The sequence below is a fragment of the Halochromatium roseum genome, from assembly GCF_016653315.1.
GTDB lineage: Bacteria > Pseudomonadota > Gammaproteobacteria > Chromatiales > Chromatiaceae > Lamprobacter > Lamprobacter roseus.
Genome location: NZ_NHSH01000006.1, coordinates 55,182 through 76,529, shown reverse-complemented (window position 1 = coordinate 76,529; position 21,348 = coordinate 55,182). Strand labels below are relative to the sequence as shown.

Below are 21,348 nucleotides of genomic sequence, written 5' to 3'. Positions count from 1 at the left end.
GGTTCCAAGCGCGACTCTAATGGCGACATTCGTCCATGTGCCGTGAAACGCCAGGGATCAGAGCAACCAGGAAGGTCACGGCTAGAAGTAGCGCTGCGGACAGTACTAGCACCAAGGCGAGTTGGCTCGTCGGTACCGCGAGCGGTGTCATCATGGCGATGACGCCAAGTAGAACACCTGTAGCCAGCAGGAGTGCGGAGAGTATCACGGCAGCGCGCATCGTTCGGCAATTGGTCAACATGGCCAAGCTCCGTTTTGTTAGTGAATAAGCAAATACTAATTCACTAACCCTTGTTTGTCTAGGACGGTTGCTTGAATGTTCTCTGGACTGTGGTCTGAGTCACGCTTTCAGCCCGTCTTCAGGTGCCGATAGGCTCGGTTAGCGGCGTGCTCCTGAACCCGTCGCGCTCCTGAGCCAAGGCGTCTGGCGGTCGGCTGCGATTGATCTGGAGGGCTGCTTCATCGAGAACTTGCGCCTTGCTGAGACAAATCGAGGGGTGGGCCCATCGCAGGACTCCCAGTAAGCGATCCTGATTGCCAGAGTCCGAGGCCTGCAGTAGCCTTTGCTGGCATTCTGGATGCTTGATTTCGATGCTCAGGTGCGAGCCGGCGCGGATCACGGCGCGGATCACTTGGTGCAGCTTTTGGTAGACTGCTTGTATACTCGTTGCGCGGTCATTTGCGGCTGTCTCGCGACAGCGCTTTTTTAATCAAATCGCGATCGGAACTGCGTCCGGCAGGCCGATCCCTTGTCACGGGAATCTAGAGTAGATGGAGAACGATACCAACATCACTTGGCACGAGCACCGGGTGACTCGTGAAGAGCGTGAGCGGTTGCATGGCCACCGTGGGTGCGTGATCTGGTTTACCGGTCTCAGCGGCTCGGGCAAAAGCACGCTGGCGAATGTGCTCGACCACATGCTCGCAGCGCGTGGGGTGAAGAGTGCAGTGCTTGACGGTGACAATGTCCGACACGGCCTGAATGCCGGCCGGAACATCCTCAAGGAGACCCATGGCGACGAGTTCGCAGAGCGCTTCGGTTTGGGCTTTTCGGCTGTTGATCGAGAAGAGAACATCCGTCGGATCGGTGCCGTGGCTCAGTTGTTCTGCGAGGCGGGCACGATCGCGCTGACGGCCTTTATCAGTCCCTACCGCGTAGACCGTGATCGCGTACGGGCGACGATGCGCGATGGCGATTTCATCGAGGTCTTCGTCGATACGCCGCTCGATGTCTGCGAGCAGCGCGATCCCAAAGGCCTGTATAAGAAGGCGCGTGCCGGGGAGATCAGCCACTTCACCGGCATCGATGACCCCTACGAGGCTCCAGATTCACCTGAACTGACCCTGAAGGCGAGCGAGCAGACACCCGAAGCACTGGCGGGGGAGGTCATTGACTATCTGGTGGGCCGGGGCATCTTAAAGGCCTCCGCGACCTGAGCTTCTAATGCTCATGGAGCTTCACCACCCCGGCAGATGAATCGCGCAAGATTCACATTAACTGAGTGTGTTGCATGAAGATCTGCATTGTTTCGGATAGCCATGATCGTGGTCCCATGCTTGCGACCGCGATTGCTGAAGCCAAGACACGGGGCGCAGAATGCGTTCTGCATTGCGGCGACCTGATTGGAACAAACACGCTGCTCGCGTCACTTAAACTGAATCTTCCGATTCATGTGATCCATGGCAACAATCTCGGCGATCCGGTCTCGATATCGCGCTTGGCGTGTCGCTCAGAGGGGCAGCTTTCCTACTATGGCAACGATGCCAACCTGGAGTTGGCGGGGCGCTGCATTTTCATGACGCACTATCCGCATATTGGGCAGGCCTTTGCGCGTGCCGGTGATCACGACTTAGTCTGTTGTGGACACAGTCATGAGCCAGAGATCCGATGCCTAGATAATGTGAAAGGTGGCATGACTTGGCTCGTCAATCCTGGCACCGTGGCCGGTCTCGGCGCTCCTTCTGCGACATGGATCTTTGGTGATCTCGAGACCATGGACTTCGATCTCCAGCGACTCGAGTGAGTGCAGAGGATTCCATAGACCGTCGATGGCGAGTCCATAGACAGCCTTTGGCCGCGCGGCGAGTCCTTGCCGCGTGGCCGCTTCGTTTACGGGCGTTTGGGCGTTGAGTATTTTTTCTCTTTCTGAAACGACTCCCAGATCGTGTCGTAGCCAACAAACCCTTTGTCATTGGCACTCTTCTGGCGCGTGATCAAATAGCGCGCGCTGCCCTCGGGAACCTTTGGCCGGCTTTTCGGTGCTTCGCTCATAAAAGACCTCTACTCGTGGGTGATAACGGGAGGATCGGATCGCTGCCGTCAGCCCCTCCCGAAAGACTGACGCTTTAATGAGAATTCGGCCCCGTCCGGGCTACAAGGGCGCGCCGGGCTGGTCGAATCCGGGACTTTGTGGTTCTGGATCGCGTCAGTGGAGTTTGCGGAGGCTTCCTTCCAGGTTGGGGCCTTCATCGAGCTTGCCGCCCGCTTCTATCTCCTCGTCGGTCGCGTCCCGTACCTCGATGATCTCCAGTCGAAAAATCACTTCTCTACCGCACAGCGGGTTATTGCCATCGATCGTTAAGGTTTTATCGTCTTTACGGGTGACCAGGAAGCTCTTGGTCTCACCCTTAGCATTCTCCATCGTGATCGTCGTGCCGACCTCGCGGTATTCCTCGGGGACATTCTCGATATAGTCTGTCACGACCAGGGACTCGTCTCTTGGGCCATATAATTCATTGCAGTCAATTGGAACTTCAATGATGTCACCCACGGCTTTTCCCTTCAGTTCGGCGCTGACAGCAGGTGATAATACCTCATTGGCGCCATGCACATAACCGACAGGGAATTCGACCTGGGTCAAGACGCTTCCCGTTTTTTTGTCGATGACCTGGTATGTCAACTCGACGTACTTGTTGTCTTCAATAATCGCGGGCATGGTCATTTAAAAAACAGATGCGGCAAAGATCTTGACTTCGCCTTCCTCGTAGCCCAGGACCATGCGCCCGAGCCATTCGCCTTCTTTCTTGGTGCTGCGGACTCTAAACAAACAGCTGACATGCTCGCCACGACGAATAAAGCCGAGCACATCGTAGTCTGGTGATAGGCTCCGTGTTAGCTCACTTTTTGCGAACTGCTTGCCAACCTCTACTTCGTTTAGTCCGAGCAACAGATTGTAGGAAAAGTTGCGGATAAACTTTCCATATTGCCCCTTATTTGAGTACTTAATGAGGTCATCCCACATGGGGATGGCGATCTCCAGTAACTCATCGTCTGTTTTTTGAATGATGTTCATCGGCTCATCTCAATCAGTAGATCAAGCGGCGGCGGGTCCGGATCTACTTGCCGCGGCAGGCGCTTTGGCTCGCTCGAAAAAAAAGACCAACAAACCCGCCGTTGATCTTATCGCTTACTGAATAGCCCCCGATTGTTCGGGGGCACGGTTATCTCAGCCGACATCCGGCTGGAGTCTTAGGCCGCCTCGGCCTCAGCCTCGTCCACCAAGTGGTAGCAAGGCGCCTTCTCCATGGTGTATTCACCCGTTTTCGGATCGCGATGCGAGACCGTCAGCACATGCCAGTTCTCATCATCCAGCTTCATTGCGTCACCGCGGTAGTAGTAGCCGGGCCAACGCGTCTCCTTGCGGAACAGCGTGTGCTGCAACACGGACTCGGACGTCCGCATGCGATGCTTCAGTTCCCATGCCCGCATCAGTTCATGGATATCTTCCGCTGCGATCTTGTCGAGATCTTCCTCGAGTAGCTTGATCTTCTTCAGACCGATGTTGAGCAGCTTTTCATTGGTCATGTAGTTGACCGTGACACCACCAGCGTACTCGTCCATCAACTTCTGTAAGCGATCGAGGCCTTGACGCGGGTTGATGTAGTTCGGGTTGACCGAGCCGGCGGTGATCTCATTGCGGTAGATCTTGTAATGCTCCATCGGCTTGAAGATCTCCTCCTTGCGCCGATTGATCTGAGCCTCAGAGATCATAATGCCTTCTGCCTTGCCATCGTCGATGTACTTGCAGGCAGCCTTGGCGGCCAGGCGACCTTCCGTGAAGGAGCCGGAAGAGAAGGCATGTGGGGTACCGCCGACGGCATCACCAGCGCCAAACAGACCAGCGACTGTCGTCATTCGGTTGTAGCCCCAGAAGTACTCATCCGGTGACACATCTTCAGGACCGGAGCACCAGGCACCGCAGCCGGTCGCATGAGAGCCCATCACGTAAGGCTCTGATGTCGTCAACTCAGGATTCTCGTACTTCGGATCGACATCTGTTGCGGCCCAGAGGACGGCCTGACCAACCGTCATGCCGAGGAAGTTGTGCCAGCCGATCTCTTCGAGATGCGGGTCCTGGAAGGCCTCCATGGTGACCATGTGGATCGGGCCGCGACCGGCATTGACCTCATTGATGAACGCGTGGTTGCGCAGACAGGTTGGGATCGGGCGATGGGTTCTGTGCGAAGCCTCCACGTCCAGATATTCCTTACCCACCATCTCCTGGAGCGCGGGGAACCACTTGGATTCGTACTCTTCGCCCAGGCCATTCTGGGTATAGGTTTTGAGATGCAGGAAGTATGCGCCAACCGGACCGTAGCCATCCTTGAAGCGCGCCAGAACAATCCGGTTTTCCATCTGCGTCATCTTGGCGCCGGCCTCGATCAGCAGACCATAGGCGGAGCCTGATGACCAAGGTGCGTACCAGACGCGACCGGCACCTTCTCCGACCGAGCGGGGCTTGAAGATGTTCGATGCGCCACCGGCACCAACGATCACGGTCTTGGACTTGAAGACGTGGTAGTTGCCGGTCCGGACGTTGAAGCCGACGGCGCCAGCGACCCGGTTCTCCTGGGCCTCGTCCATGAGCAGATGGGTGACGCAGATACGATTGAAGACCTTGTCCGCCGATTTCTTCGCCGCCTCGGCGACGATGGGCTTGTAGGATTCGCCGTGAATCATGATCTGCCAGCGCCCTTCGCGCTGATAGGCGCCCGTCTTCGGATTCCGCATCAGGGGCAGACCCCATTCCTCAAACTGATGCACAGTTGAATCGACGTGGCGAGCCATGTCAAACAGGAGGTCTTCGCGAACCATGCCCATCAGGTCAATGCGCGCATAACGCACATGATCTTCCGGGTTGTTCTCTCCGAATCGGGTTCCCATATAGCAGTTGATGGCGTAGAGACCCTGCGCAACGGCGCCGGAGCGGTCGATATTCGCCTTCTCGGCAATAACGATCTTTTTGTCTTTACCCCAGTATCTCGCTTCAAAGGCTGCGCCAGTGCCTCCCAGACCCGCACCAACAACCAGGACGTCAATGCCGTCTTCGACGATTGTTTCGTGAGCCATCAGTAGTACACCCCCTCTTTCATTTTTAGGCCGTTAGACTTGAGCGTATGCAAGCCACCATCGTCGAGACGGATGTACTTTGGCTCGTTGAACAGCAGTTGGCTGTCGCGCGCTTCATTGCTCGGTGCGGGTTCGTCGGCGAGCTTGGGGATATGTTTGCCCCAAGGTTTCGTCGTGATCGGCGCCAGCAAATTCATATCCTTTTTGCCATTGCGGAATTTGATTCGCCAGGCGATCACCCCTTTTTCTTCGTCTCGAATCACTCGCACCGAGTGGCCAAGTGGAGCAAAGTCGGCGTAGCCGCGAACGTCAATCGCCTGATGTGGGCAAGCCTTGACACAGGAATAACACTCCCAGCACATGTTTGGCTCGATATTGTAAGCGCGTCGCGTGGTCTTATCGATGTGCATGATGTCGGACGGGCAGATATCAACGCAGTTGCCGCAGCCGTCGCAACGAGTCATATAGACAAAAGTTGGCATTCTATTACCCCTAGTGGTTGTTCGTCGGCGAGTGCCTGATCAATAGTGACTCGGTGCTTCCCGATTGATGCCAAGCCCCATGTACGGTGGTTTGTCGCCCATGTACTCAGGGATATCCGGGTACATCTCTTTTACCTCGGGGTCAGTGAGTTCGGGAATCTCAGGCAAATTTTCCCTCGACCCATCGGCCTTGATCACGCGCTTCTGGTACGCGGCCGCCGGTTTGAAGAACATGTGCGCAAATTTCGACCAGTACACAGTGCCGAACAGGAAGGTAGTCGCGGCGATGAACAGCACAAAGAACAAGGTGTCAAGCCCGCTGGCGCCGCCCGACTGCAAGATCGACCAAATCAACCCGAATGTTGCCATCGCCAGTAGAGACAGGATGAACATGTCCGCCCGCACGATCCGATACCAAGGATTGCCTTCTGCAGAGACGTCGACGCGGATACGGAACCAGAACCAGTAGCCGCCGAAACAGAGCATCAGGGCGCCCAGATGCCACAACAGCGCCAAAATAGCGGGGGCTTGATCAGCCGCAGTCGGATACCCAAAGATAAGGATCGCTGTGGTCACAACGAACAGGATGAACCCGTACATCGTGAATAGGTGCGAGAGCCTGCGTTGGGGGTTAGCGAACTCGCCCGAGGTTAGAACCTCCTTGGCGAGCGTTTGAACAGCGAGGGATGTTTTCTCCGCCCCGCCCACTGTACGTTTAGCTTGTGTCTTTGCCTTGCGGGCGTTCTCGAAAAAGTACTTGGCGTTCTTCTTGAGCACCATGTCTACGACCGTTCCGCCGGCGACCAGCAGGACCATCAGAATGATGTAGCCCTGCATGACTGCAGTCGGAATGAAGGTTGATACTTCAGCAAAAGGATTTGTGGTGAACATCGACGTCGGTTTCCTCTGTTCCGGGTTTCCGAACGGAACATCGTGGATGATCCCTTATCGGCATACAAGTCAATCTTTTTTTGGGTCATATAAAACTTCCTGAGTGGAGAAAAAATATAATATTTACATGTGCTTAAAGCTTGCCTAGTGCTGGCTGTGGGCGGCACAATGACCGCGCAGCATCGACGGCAAGGCCTTGCTGCTGCGCGACACAGACGCAGAACGGAATCAAGAGCGTTCGCTTTTGATAGCAACCTGATGAGGGCTGACGGGTGAAGAAGATGCCTGGCTAACGGGCTAACCGGTATGCTGTCTTTGGCAGACCCTCGCTCAGCAGGTGGCTGGATACGGCTTCTGTCTGGCTAAGATTCTCTCTGGATCGTTCACTATGCTAACGCGACTTGTACAAAAACATCGATTTCTGGTCACACAAGAGTTGGACATCGTCGATGACGAAGTCAGGGTGTGCATCAAGTCACCCTGGAGAGAAGAGAAACTCAGGGTGATGCTAACCGTGCTGAACCCCGAGCCGGTGATCAAGAAGTCTCGCTTGGAGTTCACCAGTCGCGTGAATGGCGAAACCCTCCTGTCACTCTATTCGGGGCGGCCTAACACGGCTCAGTTCAATGATTTCGTGAGTAGCCTTAAACAAAGAGCACAGGAGGAATACAACGCTTTTGCCGGTCTGAAAGCGTCTGCCAACCGGCAGATGTTTGCCGGAAATAGTGATGAGGAAGCGCCAGATTTCGATACGTCAAATGCCGATGAGGCTGCAAGGGCAAGGCATGAGGTCGACGCTGAGAAGGTCGATGATGCAATGCGTATGCTGACGACTTATCTGGATGCCGAAGCGATTGGTCCTTTGATTCTTGCTTTAGAAGCGCTGAAAGCAGACCCACAGAACGAATCTCATCTCGACCGCGTCGTGCATGCGTTTTCGGCGGTCGGCGTTACTCAGGGCGCGGTATTAACCTATGCGCCTTATTTGGGTGTCTTGTTATCTGATGAGCCTCGCGGTTGGTGACTCGCGATGATGAAAGCCTTCTCCCAGCGACTTCTCCCGCCTTACTCCGGTCAGGTGCAGATCGCAGAGTCTGACCGCGCTAGGGCGATTACGATGGATGGTGTACGTTGGGAGATTCACTTTCTCCGTGCAGCTAAGGCTCGCGAGGGTGCGGCTGGACTCAAAGCAAAGGGGGCCTTTACGAGAGTTGCAAGTATCGGCAACGACGAGTTAAGGGCGATAGCAGAGCAAACGTCTTCGATGTATGAAAACAGCGATGAACGGATCATTGAGCTTGCGGCTTTCCTGACAACAGCCTGTTTGCCATTCCCATCGGCTGACAACTATGAGTATTGGCTGCTTGATGCTGAGGACCAGTCTCCCTTGGCGCTGATCTTTTCTTGCACAGAAGCCGATTACATGGCGTTGTTTCCGTCTCGGCCGGAGTGGACTGCGCTACCAGCGGCGGTGATGCCAATCGACAGGACTCGAGATGAGCAAGATCGTTGCGAGGCGCCAGTCAATTACCAGGTTGAGCGACTGGTCGCCGCAAGGGCCGGCTCTAAGCCGCGTGCTCGCTGGTTCCAGCGGCAACCAGATGAGTCCGATCCGTTTCCCGTTTTCTTGCTGAGAGAGGACTGGAGGGATGAGGAGCAGCGCCAGCTATGCCAGCGCTATCTGATGAGGCAGTCGACGCGTCTATTGATGTTACATGGATTGCAGCGCGAAGACCGGAGGCGACTCGAACTCGCGGCAAGACCTTATGCCTTAGAGGTTGAGCGATTCTTCCCGCTCTACCCGGAGATCGCGGATCAGAGGGTCGTCAATGCCATTCGAGCCGAAGCGCGGCTGAGAGGTGCATCAGGGGAGCAGGTTTCGCTTCTAGACCGCAGAGACGGCGTCCTGTACCTGTGACACCGGGCCACCTCTTGTGCGAGGTGGCCGTTTTAACCAGAAGTCAGCGCTTTATCGTCCAGGGTGGTGACCGGCTATTGACGTGAGCGGATTTAGCTGATCGATTGGTAATAATCCATCAGGATCTGTGCGACTTCGGGCCGCGAGAACTCAGGTGGCGGCGCCTCACCGCGACCCAACATCTCTCTGACCTTCGTCCCTGATAACAAGATGAAGTCTTCCTTACTGTGGTCTGGGGCGTCGCGCATCATCACCACTCGGTTGAGCTTCTTCGAGTAGGCGGTGTGATCGGCGCGAAATACCTCGATATCGAGCGCCCCCTCAGGCACCTCCTCATCGAAGATGCTCTGGGCATCGAAGGCCCCATAGTAATCCCCGATCCCTGCGTGATCGCGGCCAATGATAAAGTGCGTTGCGCCCATGTTTTGTCGGAAATAGGCATGCAGCACGGCCTCACGCGGACCCGCGTAGAGCATGTCGAAGCCGTAGCCGGTAATCATGACGGTGTTAGGCGGGAAGTAGAGTTCGGCCATCTTGCGAATCGCGGCGTCGCGGACCGGAGCCGGAATATCGCCGGGCTTGAGCTGGCCGAGCAGCATGTGAATCACGATGCCATCGCCGCCAACCGCTTCCATCGCCATCTTGCACAACTCTTCGTGGGCGCGGTGCATCGGGTTACGGGTCTGGAAGGCAACGGTTTTCTTCCAGCCATGCTCCTGGATCTGGTGACGGATCTCGACCGCTGTCCGGAATGTATCCGGAAAGTCGTTTTGAAAGTACGAGAAGCTCAAGACATGGATCGGCCCCGAGATCGCCGTTCGCCCCTGGCTGTGGAAGGTCTTCACCCCGGGATGCTCAGGGTCGTTGGTTCGATAGACCTTCTCCGTCATCCGTGCCATCTGGTCGTCGGAGACGGTCTCGATCGCCTTGACCTCCATCACCGCCAGCACCGGGTTGCCCTCGACGTTCGGGTCGCGCAGCGCAATCCGCTCGGCGCCCTCAATGGCGTCCGCGGACTCCAGCAGGCAGAGCACAGGCACCGGGAAGAAGCGACCGTCAATGGTCTTCATCGACTCGGCCACACTGAGCGCGTCGGCCAGATTCATGAAGCCCTCGAGAGGGCTGAAGTAGCCGGCACCCATCATCACGGCATTGCCGGCAGCCTGAGAGCTGATCGTCACAGAGGGCAGGGATTCTGCCTCGTGGGCGAGCTGATGGTGGCGTTCGGAGTCGTAGACGAACCGCGGTTGGAGTTCGTCAGAACCGATTGGCTTGATCATGCGTTGGCCTCCTCAGTATGCAGAGATGGGACATTGCGAATAACGCTGATACGGCAGGCGAGCGTTAAGGAATTCCCAAGCTTTTGTTATCTAAGCTATAATTTTTTCAACATCGATATGGGTCGTTAAACTAGCAGAATTCACAGGGTTGCGCTCAGCGATTCTTTTTTGCCCATGGCAAGGCGACTTTATGGGCTTTTGGCTCGCGCAGGATGCCGATGCGGTTGGAGCTGACACTGAGACTGTCCCAACACGGGGTCTGTATCGAGCCGGTATAGTGGGGCCCTGACTGAGGCTCCTGCCCTGATACAACTGCCGGACCTGACCTCCTTGACTGACTGCCAAACCCCCATCGTCGCCGTTGTGATTCCGACCTTTAACGAGGTAGAGAATGTTCCCATCCTGGTCGATCGTCTGCAGTCGGTGCTGCGTGGGCTGAGCTGGGAGCTGATCTTCGTCGACGACGATTCGCCAGACGGAACCGCAGCGCGCGTGCGCGCGATGGCCTGCCAAGATCCCCGTGTGCGGTTGATTCAACGCATTGGCCGCCGCGGCCTCTCGTCGGCTTGTATCGAAGGGATGCTCGCGACCTCGGCGCCCTACATCGCGGTGATCGATGCCGATCTGCAGCACGATGAGTCGCTGCTACCAACGATGTTGGAGAAACTCCGCGCGGAGCCGCTGGATATTGTCATCGGCAGCCGTTACGTCGCCGGCGGTGAGGTGGGTGACTGGGATGCGCAGCGTGCCTCGATGAGCCGGGTGGCGACCCGCATCGGGCAACATCTGATCAAGGCGGACCTCAAGGACCCCATGAGCGGTTTCTTCATGCTCCGCGCTGAGGTGCTGCAGGAATGTATGCGAGAGCTGAGCGGGGTTGGCTACAAGATTCTGCTCGATCTGTTCGCGACCTATCCGCGGCCGCTGCGGTTTCTCGAGCTGCCCTACCAGTTTCGTGCGCGACAGTCCGGCGAGAGCAAGTTGGATGAGGCGGTGCTCTGGGAGTACCTGCTGATGCTGATCCAGAAGTGGGTCGGTCCGATGATCCCGGCGCGCTTCATTGCCTTCTCGCTGATCGGCGGTAGCGGTGTGTTTGTGCACATGCTGGTGCTCTGGCTCAGCTTCAAAGGACTCGGCACCAGTTTCCTGGTCGGCCAGAGTGCGGCAGCGTTGGTCGCGATGACGACCAATTTCTTCCTCAACAACCTGTTCACCTACAGCGATATGCGCTTGCGCGGCTGGGACATGCTCCGCGGCTGGCTCTCGTTTGTCGCGGCTTGCAGCGTTGGCGCCTTGGCGAACGTCGGTATCGCGAGCTGGATCTTTCAAACCCACTCGCTCTGGGTGCTGTCGGCGCTCGCCGGTATCTTGGTCGGTGCGGTCTGGAACTATGCGGTGACCGCGGTCTACACCTGGAAACGTCCGAAGGCTGCCTGAGACCCGGCTGTCACATTTGGACACATCTCGCAACCGATTGTTTCAATTTACTGCCTAGTGGGTCTGGACTATAAATTAGAAATCGCTAATATACTTAGGCATCTTATCGAACTTTGTGGATCGACCGACGATGTCTTACCCAACCTTGATTGCCGGAGGCTTTAGCCTCGCCATGCTCGCGGCCGGAAACCTAGCCGCAACCGAAACCGGTCACTCAACTGCGCCGGCGTTTGAAACCCCGCGCCCGGTGGTGACCGCCTCGGAGCTGCACCAGATTGATACCGCCTCCAACCCATTCCCGAGCAAGGTGATGGCCAAGCAGTTCGCCGACTACCTGGCCTGGACCAAGTCGCGGGGACTCAGCCGCCTGGCTGCCTTTGAGGCCCTGAGGGACCTTGAGCAGGGCAAGCCCGCCGCTGAGGTGCTGCCGTTCCCGAGCGAGCAGATGGCCGAGCAGTTCGATGCCTATCTGCGCTGGACCGAGGAACAGCGAGTCAGTCCGTTCTACGCCTTCAAGGTCACCAACTTCGATTGACCGCCCCTATGGCCCGCTCTGGGCCGCTTAAAAAGCCCCGTGCCGCTCTTGGTGGTGCGGGGCTTTTGTATTGCGTTACGCGTCAATGTCGGCTAGCGTCCCGGGGCGCCTCGCCTAGGGTGCAGGAAGTGCGTGGCGACAATGCGCGCTTTTACAAGACTGAATCGAAACCCGACATCCGGCAGATCTCACTGTTGCTGCTACGGTTGCTGCCAGCGTCTCTGGATAAGCGGCAGGGATACCACTGATAAGGATGAGGTTGCCACTAGCGGTCGCGAACCGCTAATCTTGTTGCGCTGCACAAATGCGTGCCTGACTGATCCCAGACAAGCCTAGACAAGTTCCAGACAAGCGAGCCTCTCATGGTCAAATCTCGCCCCGTTTTCCTCGAGTTCTGGCGTATCCGGCTGCCGATACCCGGCGTCGTCTCGATTTTGCACCGCGTTAGCGGCCTGTTGATGGTGCTCGCGATTCCGGTTTTTGCCGCCCTGTTCGCGCAGGCCCTCTCCGGCAGTGCTGGGTTTGCATCGGTCCAGGTGTTGGCCGGCAGCGCCCTGGGGCAGCTGGTCTTCGTGCTGCTGGGCTGGTCGCTGCTCCATCATCTGTTCGCGGGTATCCGCTATCTCGCGCTTGATCTCGGTTGGGGACTCGACCGTCCGAGCGCCCGTAAGACGGCTTGGACGGCACTCTCTAGCGCCCTGGCACTGACCCTGATTGGGGCGGTGGTGCTGCGATGAGCCGGCGCGCCTCTGGTCTCAAGGCCTGGCTCGTGCAGCGCGTCAGTGCCGTCTATCTGGGCCTGTTCGGGCTCTACTTGGTGCTTTTCTTTGCGTTCGCGCCGCCGCAGGACCATAGCCAGCTGGCCGCTTGGGCAGGTTCGCCCTGGGTGGCGGTTGGTCTGTTGGTCTTCATCCCGTTGCTGCTGGCCCATGCCTGGGTCGGCATCCGTGATGTGCTGATCGACTACATCAAGCCGATTGGCCTGCGTGTCGGGCTGTTGTCGCTGTTCGCGCTGGTGTTCCTCGCCTCCGGCCTCTGGGCGCTGCAGGCCTTGATCTTGGTTCAGATTGGTTGATCCTTATGCCCGCTGCCCACTCTCTACCCCACCGACATTTCGATGCGCTGATCATTGGCGCTGGCGGCGCGGGTCTCAACGCCGCGCTGCGCCTTGCCGCTGCTAATCTGCGCGTCGCCGTGGTCTCGAAGGTGTTTCCAACCCGTTCGCACACGGTGGCCGCCCAGGGCGGTGTCAACGCTGCCCTGGCCAATGCGCTGCCCGATAATTGGCACTGGCACATGTTCGATACCGTCAAGGGCTCGGACTACCTGGGCGATCAGGATGCCATCGAGACCATGTGCCGCGAGGCGATCCCCACCGTCTACGAGCTCGAGCATGCCGGTGTGCCGTTCTCGCGGCTCGACAATGGCAAGATCTACCAGCGTGCCTTTGGCGGCCAAAGCCAGAACTTCGGCGGCGAGCAGGCGGCCCGCACCTGTGCCGCCGCGGATCGCACCGGCCACGCCATCCTGCACACGCTGTATCAGCAGAACCTGCGCGCCAAGACCCACTTCTTCGACGAGTACTTTGCGGTTGACCTGATTCGCGACGATGAAGGGGTCGCGATTGGCGCGTTGGTGTTGGACATCGAGAGCGGCGAACCGCTGATCATCGAAGCCAAGACCACGCTGCTCGCCACTGGCGGCTATGGCCAGGTGTTCCGCACCAATACCAACGCCTTCATCAATACCGGTGACGGCATGGCGATGGCGCTGCGCGCCGGGGTGCCGCTGCAGGACATGGAGTTCTATCAGTTCCATCCCACTGGTGTCGCCGGCAAGGGCATGCTGATCACCGAGGGTGCGCGCGGCGAGGGTGGCTATCTGGTCAACGGCGAGGGCGAGCGCTTCATGGAGCGCTACGCGCCCAAGGCGCGGGATCTCGCCAGCCGCGATATGGTCTCGCGTTCGATCGTCACCGAGATCCGCGAGGGCCGTGGCTGCGGACCCAACAAGGACTATGTGCTGCTCAAGGTCGATCACCTGGGCGCCGATGTCGTGCATCACCGCCTGCCTGGGATCACCGATATCTGTCGGGTATTCCTCGGCATCGATCCCGCCAAGGAGCCGATCCCGGTGTTCCCGACCGCGCACTATGCGATGGGCGGCATCCCGACCGATCGCCATGCGCGGGTCGTGGCACCAGCTCGACATGGTCCCGAAGAGGTGGTGCCGGGGCTCTATGCGGCGGGCGAATGTGCCTGTGTCTCGGTGCATGGCGCCAACCGCCTGGGCGGCAACTCATTGCTCGACATCCTGGTCTTCGGCCGCGCCGCGGGCACCGACATCCTGAGCTATGTCGCCGAGCATCCGAATCACCGACCGATGCGCGATGCACACATTGAGCCGGCGATTGCACGACTAGCGCGCTGGGAGCGCCAAGGCGAGGGCGAGCGCGTCGCGGATGTGAAGGCGGAGCTCCGCCGGTTGATGGAGGATCACTGCGGTGTCTTCCGCGATCAGCCGACCATGGCCGAAGGCGTCGAAAAGCTCAAGGCGCTGCGTGAGCGGGTCGAGGGCGTTCGCCTCCGTGATCACAGCCAGACCTTCAACACCGCGCGGATCGAGGCACTCGAGCTGGACAATCTGGTCGATGTCGGCATGGCGACGATGATGTCCGCCCTGCACCGCGATGAGAGCCGCGGTGCCCACTCACGCGTCGATTTTCCGGAGCGCGACGACGAGCGCTGGATGAAACACAGCCTCTATCTGCGCGAGGGCGATCGCATGGACTACAAGCCAGTGCGCACCAAGCCGCTCACGGTTGAGTCTTTTCCGCCGAAGCCGCGGGTTTATTAAGAGGAGGACCGACCACGCATGTCCGTCACGATCAGCGTCTACCGTTACCAGCCCGATAGCGACACCGGCTCCAGCTTGGCGGCATCCGGCGCCAAGCCCTACATGCAGACCTTCGAGATCGAAGCCGCGCCAGGCATGATGCTGCGCGAGGCCCTGCTCGCGATCAAGGAGCAGGACGAGACCTTCGCCTTCCGTCATTCCTGCGGCGAGGGTGTCTGTGGCTCCGACGGCGTCAACGCCAACGGCACCAACTGCCTGGCCTGCATCACCCCGGTCGCGGACCTGAAGCAGCCGATCCAGGTGCGCCCGCTGCCGGGACGGCCGGTGATCCGCGATCTGGTTGTCGACATGACCCAGTTCTACGAGCAATACCGCGCGGTCGAGCCCTATCTGATCCGCAAAGACCCGCTCCCTGAGCAGGAGGTGCGACAGTCGCCCGAAGACCGCGAGAAACTCGATGGGCTTTATGAGTGCATCCTCTGCGGTTGTTGCTCGACGGCCTGCCCATCGTTCTGGTGGAACCCGGACAAGTTCCATGGTCCCGCGGCGCTGCTGCAGTCCTGGCGCTTCCTGGCGGACAGCCGTGATCAGGCCACCGAGGAGCGGTTGGATGCGTTGGAAGGACCGTACAAGCTGTTCCGCTGCCATAGCATCATGAACTGCGTCGAGGTTTGTCCCAAGGGTCTGAATCCGACCAAGGCGATTGGTCAGATCAAAGAACTGATGCTCGAGCAGTCGGTTTGAGTGGTGAGTGGTGAGTGGTGAGTGAGTGTGGCGGCAGCGCGGCTTCTCTTGCTCAGCGTCGCGCTGGGTCCTTTCAGGCTGAGGCCTTAGACTTGGAGCGCCAGATCCAGCGCCTGCGCTGGCAATGCCGGCGCGGCATGCTTGAGCTCGACCTGTTGCTGAACCGCTTTTTGGATCAGCGCTATGCCGAGCTAGACTCCGCCGGGAGCGCTGACTTCGAGCGCTTGCTCGGCTATCAAGACCAGATTCTGCAGGATTGGCTGCTCGGCCAGGCGGTGCCGGCAGATCCCGCGCTCAGTCGCCTGGTTGCGGCGATTCAAGACTGCATGCTTGAAGGACCGCGAACATCGTCGAGCGATGCTGGCGCAGAGCGTTGACATCAAGGTGAGTTCTCCGCAAGGCGATCCCTGCGCGAGCTAAGCCCTATGCAAGCTAAGGCCTATGAATGAACCAGTACGAACACCTGATCGATATGGCTGGCTCGAGCAACAAAGCCGCTTGTTGAAGGCGGGGCGAATACAGGATCTCGACATTGAGCAGCTGGCCGAGGCCTTGGAGCAGGAAATGGGCAACGAGCGTCGAGAGTTCTATCGGCGGCTGCGCATCTTGATTGGTCATCTCCTCAAGTGGCAATATCAGCCGGATCAGCGCTCATCGAGCTGGGCGGGCATCATCCGGGTGCAACGCAAGGATCTCGCGAAGCTGCTTAAGGATAGCCCGAGTCTCAAGCGTTTTGTCGATGCGGAAATCCTCGACGCCTATACCGATGCTGTCGATCTCGCGAGCTTCGAAACCGGACTCCCTCAGTCCAGCTTTCCCGCAGACTGTCCTTATCAGGCACAAGCGCTCTTCGATCAGGAGTTCTGGCCTGGTCCTAGCGCCGGCTGATCAACGGTTCGCTGAACGCTGATCAGTCGGCTGTTGAGGACGGCTCAACGATTGGCGGCGACAAACTCGGCCGCGGTCTGGAGCATCTGAACCCTGATCTGTCCGGTGGCAGTATTGAAGGAGATGCGACGGCCACGGGTGCCGCCGACATCTTCTGCTTCAATTGGGATGTGATGCGCCGCGAGGATCTGCCGAGCAACCGCGATATTGGCGCGGCCGATGTCGCCATTTGGCGCGAGACAATCGATGACCTGGGCGCCGCCGAAGAGCTGCGCGCGTAGCACGCCTTCGGTCGGGTCGAGCCGGCGCATGAGGTGAATAATCGCGGTCGTGGCGCGGTCGCCATAACGACCGATGTCGATGTCTTCAGGACGCGCCCTGGCCAGCAGAAAGTGGTTCATGGCGGCGTAGGGTTTGTCGATATGGCGCAAACAGACCCCAACGCAGCTTCCCAGCAGGGTGGCAAGCTCGCACGGCGTTTGGGCGACATGGTATTCGCCGGGTAACAGATAGACGCGCTCCATGCTGATTGCTCCTCATGTGGTTCATCGGTGTTTGCGCGAGACTGGCTATCCTGCCAGCGCTTTAACTGTTTGCTTTCACTGTTTGCGCGGTAGCCGGCGGCTCCGGCGCTGGGCGGCCGATGAAATAGCCTTGTGCGAAATCGACGCCGAGCTCGAGGAGCACCTCAAGGATGGCTGCTGACTCAACGAACTCTGCGACCACTTTCTTGCCCATCGCGTGCGCCATCTCGGTCGTCGCCTGCACGAAGATGCGATCTTCTGCGTTTCGATCCAAGTCGCGGATAAAACTGCCGTCGATCTTTACGTCATCCACCGGCAGCTGCTTCAGGTAGGCGTAAGAGGCAAAGCCGCTACCGAAGTCATCTAATGCAAAGTGGCAGCCGAGGGCGCGCATGCGCTTGATCCGCTCTACCGCGGCGCTGATGCTATCGATGGCAACCGTCTCGGTGATTTCGAGCGTGAGCCGTTGCGGATCGATCTGCGAGCTGCGCAGTAAGCGCGCGAGTTCGGCCTCGATCGAGGTGTCGGCCAGTGCCTTTGCGGACAGGTTAATGCTCAACGACAGGTGAGGATGCTTGGTCAGGACGCGAATCGCCTCGGCCATGACCCAGCGATCGATGGCGTTGATGAGCCCGCTGCGCTCAGCAATAGGGATGAATTCATTTGGGGTTGCGAGCCGCCCATCGGCAAGGTACATGCGCAACAGGCCTTCGGCGCGCCAGATCGTTCGCTCTGGCAGTGCCATCAGTGGTTGGTAGAACAGCCGCAGCCGACCGACCTTAATCGCCTCGGTCATCTCTCGATTCCACAGCACGCGCGCGTTCGCCGCGGCGCGGGCGGTGTCTTGATTGGAGTAGAGGTGGCAGCGTTGACGATGCTGCGCCTTGGCTTGATACATGGCCAAGTCGGCATTGGCCATGAGCGTTTGAGGGTCGTTGCCATGATCGGGGAAGAGCACGATGCCGATGCTGGCAGAGACCTGGTGTCGGTGACCTGTGGCTTGCACCCTGGTTGTGTGGATGCGTTCTTGGAGCTGCTCGGCCAGATTCAGCACCTGTTCCTGCGTGGCCGTGGCGACGAGCACCGCAAACTCGTCACCGCCGAAGCGGCCGATCTTGTCGTCCGCGCTGAGACAGGCGGTCAGCCGTTTGCCGATCCGCTTGAGTAAGCGGTCGCCGATCTGATGTCCGCTGGTATCGTTGACGTCCTTAAAATTATCCAGGTCGATGAAGATCAGGGCGCCGCGGCCCTGGTTGCGCTTGCTGTGTTCGATGAGCTTGGACAGCTCCTGGTCGAAGCGCCGACGATTGAGCAACGCCGTGAGTGGGTCGTGATCGGCAAGCCAGCGCAGCTCGTCTTGTGCCGTCTCGCGCTCGGCCTGCATCTGCGCCATGCGCTGGTTCAAACGCAGTGCAACGGCGATGGTTTCGTCAATCTCGTCGCGCAGACCGGTCGGGCTCTGGGCGCTCTGGAGTTGATCAGCGAGGGCCTCGAAACGGTTCTCTGCCAGCAAGGGCAGCAGCCGCGATAGGGTGCGAATGCGGTTGATGGGGCGGCGCATGATGAGCAGTAGCAGCGCCTCGGCCACGAGCAGACCGAGCAGGCCGATCAGCAGGCTATTGCGCGACATCTGGCTGATGCTGCGCCGCGCATCAGTGATCCGGTTGATGACAAAACCGAGCAGTTCGCTGTCCGCAGGATCGATCCGAAAGACCTCATACCAGTCGCCTCCGAGCGGGATGGCCAAGGGTGCCTGAGCGTTGCTGGCGAGTAAGGCGGCGGTCGGGATTGATTGCAGCAAGGGCAAGACTTGCTCGGCCTGCGTCGCTCCGAAGAATTGCAGCGGGGGGGGCGCTGAGGCTGTACTGGATTCAGTAATGTCAACCGGCCGTGCGATGGCAAGATCTGAATCGGTCAGCTCGCGGAACGCCAGCAGGATGCTTGCGATGGTCCGCCCGAGTACCAGGCTGCCGGCGGTTTCGCCGTTCCATAGCACCGGGGAGGCCAAGTATTGGCGACAGGCATCTTCACTACAGAGGATGTGCTCGCTGATCTGTTCTGGATTCTGCTGTACCTCGCGCAGCAAAGACGCTGGCAGCGGTAACCCCTCCGAGGGCCAGAGGGTGAGCGATGTGCCACCGATCTTGATCCAGTGCACTGAACGAATATCCCACTCGAGGTCGAGCAGGGTGCCATCGACCTGAAGCGCGTCGCGAAGATGATCTGTCGCCGAGCTGTCGATGGCTGGGGATTCGAGGCGCGGCACCATGCTGGCCACCCGCGCCATCTGTTGAAAGCGATCTGCGATCAGGCTAGCGAAGTGCTCGGTCTGGCGGTGGCGAAGGTAGGCTTGGCTGCGTTCGAACTGGTCAACCAAGACCTTGTGGGAGTAAAGCGTCAGCGACAGAATGACGATCGCCAGTGCAACACTGATGCCGATGAACACCTTCCAACCGAGGCCGAAGAAGGGTCGGTGCTCAGCACTGGTGTCGGTTGCGAATGGCTTGTGCAAAATGGCCTCCAGCCGACTTGCTCAAAACCTGAATGCGGCTTGAATCGCAAACAGATCCCAGTGTTTGTCAAAGCTGCCGAAGTCGGGGTTCTCGATCTCAGACAGGATGAAGTTACCGATGTGGCGCTGATACTCGGTCTTGAGCATCCATTGTTGATTGAGATCCCAGCGCAACCCGAGCGTGAGAATGCGCGATGAGGTTGCCTTTGCCGGTATCAGGCCGAAGGTCTGCTGTTCGAGTTTGAGGCCATCGCGATCGGCGCGATCGGCGAAACCTTCTTCATAGCGTAGCATCAGCTGCCACTTGGGCAGCGGTCGATGGGTGACTTGCGCATAGTACCCTTCGGCGGTGGCGTCTCGATCCGGGCGCAGGGGTCCGAAGTCCCGCCACCGCATGGGCTCGGCCATGTACTCGGTGGTGAAACTCCAGCGCTCGGTGTTGTACTGCGCGGATGCAATCCAGTAGAGGATGTCGACCGTGCCCGGTCCGATCGGCAGTGGGCCGCCTTGCTGGGGGTCGAACTTCAGCGAGACGGCGGCGCCGCTCCAGCCGAGCTTCAAGCGTTCGTTCTGTGAGTAATACCAGAGGCTGGCTAGCCAGCTGTTCTCGTCCGGCTCGAGACCACCGGGCAGGTCGCCGAACAAATACGCCGTTTCAACATTCGTATCGACCACGGGCAATCCGCTCGCCAGACTCGCCGAAAAGAGGCCGAAGGGTTGGTAGAGATCGGTATAGGCGAGGATACCGTCCGCGGACAATATTAGGTTGCGGACCTTGTCGAAATAGACCACCTGTGGCAAGAAGATGCCGGGGTGAGTGAAAGGCACATCGCGGGTTTCGTTATACAGGCCAAGGCGGTTCTTGATGCGGCCGATCCGGGTTCCAACACGGTAGCTATCGCCGCTGGCTAGGGTGATATCCGCGAGTAGGAAATCGACCTGTGGCTCGTCGTCACTCATCTCGCCGGCTCGTCGGTAGAGCAGCTGTCCCGCCAGCCTGAGCCGTGGATTCAGGCGCCAAGACGCATTCAAGCCGATCTCGGTGAAGTCGAACGAGGTGTTTGGACTGTCGCCGTAGAACCGGTTGGCTGAGGTTTTGAGCGCCCCCTGGCTGGCGAACCCATGCAGCTGCAGTTGATCGGCAAGTCGTTGATCCGCATTTGACTCTGTGAAATTGTCGGCGATACTGCTGCCGACCGCGAGCAGCAAGATCCAGGTTGTGAGAACGCTGCGTAAGTCCACGACTATTTGACCTCGACGACCTTGATCCCGGGCAGGCTCAGTGGCTGGCCAACATAGCCGATGGCGCCTGGTGTTTGACGAACGCGTTGGACCATTTCTGCTTCGTTGGCAACCTGGAGTGGTGCCTGGCCGGTGCCAGAGAAGACTTGGCGGTCCCAGGTCTGTCTGAGCTGGTACGGGAAGACCCCGAGGGCGCTTTTGGCGAAGGCCTGGTGCAGTGGGGCGTCGTCGGGGAGGACGAAGACGGCGACCGGCAGTTGATCGGACCATTGGTTGATCCGCATGGTGAAGATCAGTCGTGCACGATTACGATCAATGTCGCTGATCGTGACATCATCGTTGACGATGATCTGCTGCGCCTGTGCCAAGCTCAGCGCAGAAAGGCTGAAGCATAGGGCTGAGATCAGGGCGCTGACCTGCGGCCACTGCATGCGGGGGAACGGAGTCACGGTGCGCGCCGTCCAGGGTGCTAATGACCGACAACGCGCACGCCGCACCCCGTTGGGAGTGTTTGAGAAATCCTTTAACCGCACTGGCTGGGGTACATCCTAGCAGCTCCGACTCAGTAAGGGCTGAAGCGCGCATTTCGCCTGCAATCAGACGGCCCTTCGCAAGGGGCTGCATGCCGGCATCTCTTTTAACCCTGGACTGGTATGCACTTTACTGAGGAGTGGCGATGGTGCGCAAGC

The 21,348-nt window shown here is 58.7% G+C and carries 23 protein-coding genes; 12 read left to right on the top strand and 11 right to left on the bottom strand.

Going from position 1 to position 21,348, the window contains the following annotated elements; genetic code table 11:
- The first annotated feature begins 771 nt into the window (after positions 1-771).
- Together cysC and CCR96_RS00580 are read left to right on the top strand one after the other, a co-directional pair.
- Positions 772-1,437 carry an adenylyl-sulfate kinase gene (cysC, locus tag CCR96_RS00585; protein WP_201215095.1) on the top strand — a complete coding sequence of 222 codons (666 nt, stop codon included), beginning with the start codon at positions 772-774 and terminating at the stop codon, positions 1,435-1,437.
- Positions 1,438-1,511: 74 nt separating this feature from the next.
- Positions 1,512-2,024 carry a metallophosphoesterase family protein gene (locus tag CCR96_RS00580; RefSeq protein ID WP_201215094.1) on the top strand — a complete coding sequence of 171 codons (513 nt, stop codon included), beginning with the start codon at positions 1,512-1,514 and terminating at the stop codon, positions 2,022-2,024.
- An 86-nt stretch (positions 2,025-2,110) separates the two neighbouring features.
- Here CCR96_RS00580 and CCR96_RS00575 read toward each other — a convergent pair whose 3' ends face one another.
- The 6 genes from CCR96_RS00575 to CCR96_RS00550 all read right to left on the bottom strand — a co-directional run bounded on the left by CCR96_RS00575 (position 2,111) and on the right by CCR96_RS00550 (position 6,723).
- Positions 2,111-2,272, bottom strand: a complete 162-nt coding sequence (locus CCR96_RS00575; protein WP_201215093.1) for a hypothetical protein — start codon at positions 2,270-2,272, stop codon at positions 2,111-2,113.
- Between the two features lie 154 nt (positions 2,273-2,426).
- The gene (locus tag CCR96_RS00570; protein WP_201215142.1) at positions 2,427-2,936 is read right to left on the bottom strand and encodes an FKBP-type peptidyl-prolyl cis-trans isomerase; all 510 of its coding nucleotides are present in this window, start codon (positions 2,934-2,936) and stop codon (positions 2,427-2,429) included.
- Between the two features lie 6 nt (positions 2,937-2,942).
- Positions 2,943-3,293 (bottom strand): hypothetical protein, encoded by a 351-nt coding sequence (locus CCR96_RS00565; RefSeq protein WP_201215092.1) that lies wholly within the window; start codon positions 3,291-3,293, stop codon positions 2,943-2,945.
- Positions 3,294-3,469: 176 nt separating this feature from the next.
- On the bottom strand, positions 3,470-5,350 hold the full coding sequence (gene aprA / locus CCR96_RS00560; protein WP_201215091.1) for an adenylyl-sulfate reductase subunit alpha: 1,881 nt from the start codon (positions 5,348-5,350) through the stop codon (positions 3,470-3,472).
- Positions 5,350-5,832, bottom strand: coding sequence for an adenylyl-sulfate reductase subunit beta (aprB, locus tag CCR96_RS00555; protein ID WP_201215090.1), 483 nt, complete (start codon positions 5,830-5,832; stop codon positions 5,350-5,352). Before aprB ends, aprA begins: the two co-directional genes overlap by 1 nt.
- 39 nt (positions 5,833-5,871) lie before the next feature.
- Positions 5,872-6,723 (bottom strand): adenylyl-sulfate reductase, encoded by an 852-nt coding sequence (locus tag CCR96_RS00550; protein WP_201215089.1) that lies wholly within the window; start codon positions 6,721-6,723, stop codon positions 5,872-5,874.
- A gap of 388 nt (positions 6,724-7,111) precedes the next feature.
- Here CCR96_RS00550 and CCR96_RS00545 point away from each other — a divergent pair, with 388 nt between their 5' ends.
- Both CCR96_RS00545 and CCR96_RS00540 read left to right on the top strand, forming a co-directional pair.
- Entirely contained in the window at positions 7,112-7,747 is a 636-nt protein-coding gene (locus CCR96_RS00545) for a hypothetical protein (protein ID WP_201215088.1), read from the top strand.
- Between the two features lie 240 nt (positions 7,748-7,987).
- Positions 7,988-8,641, top strand: coding sequence for a hypothetical protein (locus tag CCR96_RS00540; protein ID WP_201215087.1), 654 nt, complete (start codon positions 7,988-7,990; stop codon positions 8,639-8,641).
- A gap of 92 nt (positions 8,642-8,733) precedes the next feature.
- Here CCR96_RS00540 and sat read toward each other — a convergent pair whose 3' ends face one another.
- On the bottom strand, positions 8,734-9,921 hold the full coding sequence (gene sat / locus CCR96_RS00535) for a sulfate adenylyltransferase (RefSeq protein WP_201215086.1): 1,188 nt from the start codon (positions 9,919-9,921) through the stop codon (positions 8,734-8,736).
- 330 nt (positions 9,922-10,251) lie between these two features.
- Between sat and CCR96_RS00530 the strand changes: the two genes are divergently transcribed.
- The 8 genes from CCR96_RS00530 (at position 10,252) to CCR96_RS00495 (ending at position 16,381) form a co-directional block, all read left to right on the top strand.
- On the top strand, positions 10,252-11,358 hold the full coding sequence (locus CCR96_RS00530) for a glycosyltransferase (protein WP_242518262.1): 1,107 nt from the start codon (positions 10,252-10,254) through the stop codon (positions 11,356-11,358).
- A 130-nt stretch (positions 11,359-11,488) separates the two neighbouring features.
- Positions 11,489-11,893, top strand: coding sequence for a hypothetical protein (locus CCR96_RS00525; RefSeq protein ID WP_201215085.1), 405 nt, complete (start codon positions 11,489-11,491; stop codon positions 11,891-11,893).
- Positions 11,894-12,255: 362 nt separating this feature from the next.
- A complete protein-coding gene (gene sdhC, locus CCR96_RS00520; RefSeq protein ID WP_201215084.1) occupies positions 12,256-12,630 on the top strand; it encodes a succinate dehydrogenase, cytochrome b556 subunit in 375 nt (124 codons plus the stop codon).
- Positions 12,627-12,968, top strand: coding sequence for a succinate dehydrogenase, hydrophobic membrane anchor protein (sdhD, locus tag CCR96_RS00515; RefSeq protein ID WP_201215083.1), 342 nt, complete (start codon positions 12,627-12,629; stop codon positions 12,966-12,968). Before sdhC ends, sdhD begins: the two co-directional genes overlap by 4 nt.
- Positions 12,969-12,973: 5 nt before the next feature.
- A complete protein-coding gene (sdhA, locus tag CCR96_RS00510; protein WP_201215082.1) occupies positions 12,974-14,749 on the top strand; it encodes a succinate dehydrogenase flavoprotein subunit in 1,776 nt (591 codons plus the stop codon).
- A gap of 18 nt (positions 14,750-14,767) precedes the next feature.
- Positions 14,768-15,493 carry a succinate dehydrogenase iron-sulfur subunit gene (locus tag CCR96_RS00505; RefSeq protein WP_201215081.1) on the top strand — a complete coding sequence of 242 codons (726 nt, stop codon included), beginning with the start codon at positions 14,768-14,770 and terminating at the stop codon, positions 15,491-15,493.
- A gap of 92 nt (positions 15,494-15,585) precedes the next feature.
- Positions 15,586-15,870, top strand: a complete 285-nt coding sequence (locus tag CCR96_RS00500) for an FAD assembly factor SdhE (RefSeq protein WP_274601046.1) — start codon at positions 15,586-15,588, stop codon at positions 15,868-15,870.
- A gap of 64 nt (positions 15,871-15,934) precedes the next feature.
- Complete coding sequence (locus tag CCR96_RS00495) at positions 15,935-16,381, top strand: DUF29 domain-containing protein (protein ID WP_201215080.1); 447 nt, start codon at positions 15,935-15,937, stop codon at positions 16,379-16,381.
- A gap of 44 nt (positions 16,382-16,425) precedes the next feature.
- Here CCR96_RS00495 and CCR96_RS00490 read toward each other — a convergent pair whose 3' ends face one another.
- The 4 genes from CCR96_RS00490 to CCR96_RS00475 form a co-directional block, all read right to left on the bottom strand.
- Positions 16,426-16,905 (bottom strand): chemotaxis protein CheD, encoded by a 480-nt coding sequence (locus CCR96_RS00490; RefSeq protein ID WP_201215079.1) that lies wholly within the window; start codon positions 16,903-16,905, stop codon positions 16,426-16,428.
- 61 nt (positions 16,906-16,966) lie between these two features.
- Positions 16,967-19,417 carry a bifunctional diguanylate cyclase/phosphodiesterase gene (locus CCR96_RS00485; protein ID WP_201215078.1) on the bottom strand — a complete coding sequence of 817 codons (2,451 nt, stop codon included), beginning with the start codon at positions 19,415-19,417 and terminating at the stop codon, positions 16,967-16,969.
- Between the two features lie 21 nt (positions 19,418-19,438).
- Positions 19,439-20,659: a hypothetical protein gene (locus tag CCR96_RS00480; RefSeq protein WP_338035785.1), complete on the bottom strand. Its 1,221-nt coding sequence runs from the start codon at positions 20,657-20,659 to the stop codon at positions 19,439-19,441.
- A 2-nt stretch (positions 20,660-20,661) separates the two neighbouring features.
- The gene (locus CCR96_RS00475) at positions 20,662-21,108 is read right to left on the bottom strand and encodes a hypothetical protein (RefSeq protein WP_201215151.1); all 447 of its coding nucleotides are present in this window, start codon (positions 21,106-21,108) and stop codon (positions 20,662-20,664) included.
- Between the last annotated feature and the right edge of the window lie 240 nt (positions 21,109-21,348).

What these genes read in the sequence shown, in the direction of transcription:
- sdhD (WP_201215083.1), top strand. Translation starts at nt 12,627, where the DNA reads ATGAGCCGGCGCGCCTCTGGTCTCAAGGCCTGGCTCGTGCAGCGCGTC.
- CCR96_RS00550 (WP_201215089.1), bottom strand. Translation starts at nt 6,723, where the DNA reads ATGTTCACCACAAATCCTTTTGCTGAAGTATCAACCTTCATTCCGACT.
- CCR96_RS00580 (WP_201215094.1), top strand. Translation starts at nt 1,512, where the DNA reads ATGAAGATCTGCATTGTTTCGGATAGCCATGATCGTGGTCCCATGCTT.
- CCR96_RS00570 (WP_201215142.1), bottom strand. Translation starts at nt 2,936, where the DNA reads ATGCCCGCGATTATTGAAGACAACAAGTACGTCGAGTTGACATACCAG.
- CCR96_RS00575 (WP_201215093.1), bottom strand. Translation starts at nt 2,272, where the DNA reads ATGAGCGAAGCACCGAAAAGCCGGCCAAAGGTTCCCGAGGGCAGCGCG.
- CCR96_RS00505 (WP_201215081.1), top strand. Translation starts at nt 14,768, where the DNA reads ATGTCCGTCACGATCAGCGTCTACCGTTACCAGCCCGATAGCGACACC.
- CCR96_RS00490 (WP_201215079.1), bottom strand. Translation starts at nt 16,905, where the DNA reads ATGGAGCGCGTCTATCTGTTACCCGGCGAATACCATGTCGCCCAAACG.
- cysC (WP_201215095.1), top strand. Translation starts at nt 772, where the DNA reads ATGGAGAACGATACCAACATCACTTGGCACGAGCACCGGGTGACTCGT.
- CCR96_RS00525 (WP_201215085.1), top strand. Translation starts at nt 11,489, where the DNA reads ATGTCTTACCCAACCTTGATTGCCGGAGGCTTTAGCCTCGCCATGCTC.
- CCR96_RS00565 (WP_201215092.1), bottom strand. Translation starts at nt 3,293, where the DNA reads ATGAACATCATTCAAAAAACAGACGATGAGTTACTGGAGATCGCCATC.
- CCR96_RS00540 (WP_201215087.1), top strand. Translation starts at nt 7,988, where the DNA reads ATGTATGAAAACAGCGATGAACGGATCATTGAGCTTGCGGCTTTCCTG.
- CCR96_RS00545 (WP_201215088.1), top strand. Translation starts at nt 7,112, where the DNA reads ATGCTAACGCGACTTGTACAAAAACATCGATTTCTGGTCACACAAGAG.
- sdhC (WP_201215084.1), top strand. Translation starts at nt 12,256, where the DNA reads ATGGTCAAATCTCGCCCCGTTTTCCTCGAGTTCTGGCGTATCCGGCTG.
- sat (WP_201215086.1), bottom strand. Translation starts at nt 9,921, where the DNA reads ATGATCAAGCCAATCGGTTCTGACGAACTCCAACCGCGGTTCGTCTAC.
- aprB (WP_201215090.1), bottom strand. Translation starts at nt 5,832, where the DNA reads ATGCCAACTTTTGTCTATATGACTCGTTGCGACGGCTGCGGCAACTGC.
- CCR96_RS00495 (WP_201215080.1), top strand. Translation starts at nt 15,935, where the DNA reads ATGAATGAACCAGTACGAACACCTGATCGATATGGCTGGCTCGAGCAA.
- sdhA (WP_201215082.1), top strand. Translation starts at nt 12,974, where the DNA reads ATGCCCGCTGCCCACTCTCTACCCCACCGACATTTCGATGCGCTGATC.
- aprA (WP_201215091.1), bottom strand. Translation starts at nt 5,350, where the DNA reads ATGGCTCACGAAACAATCGTCGAAGACGGCATTGACGTCCTGGTTGTT.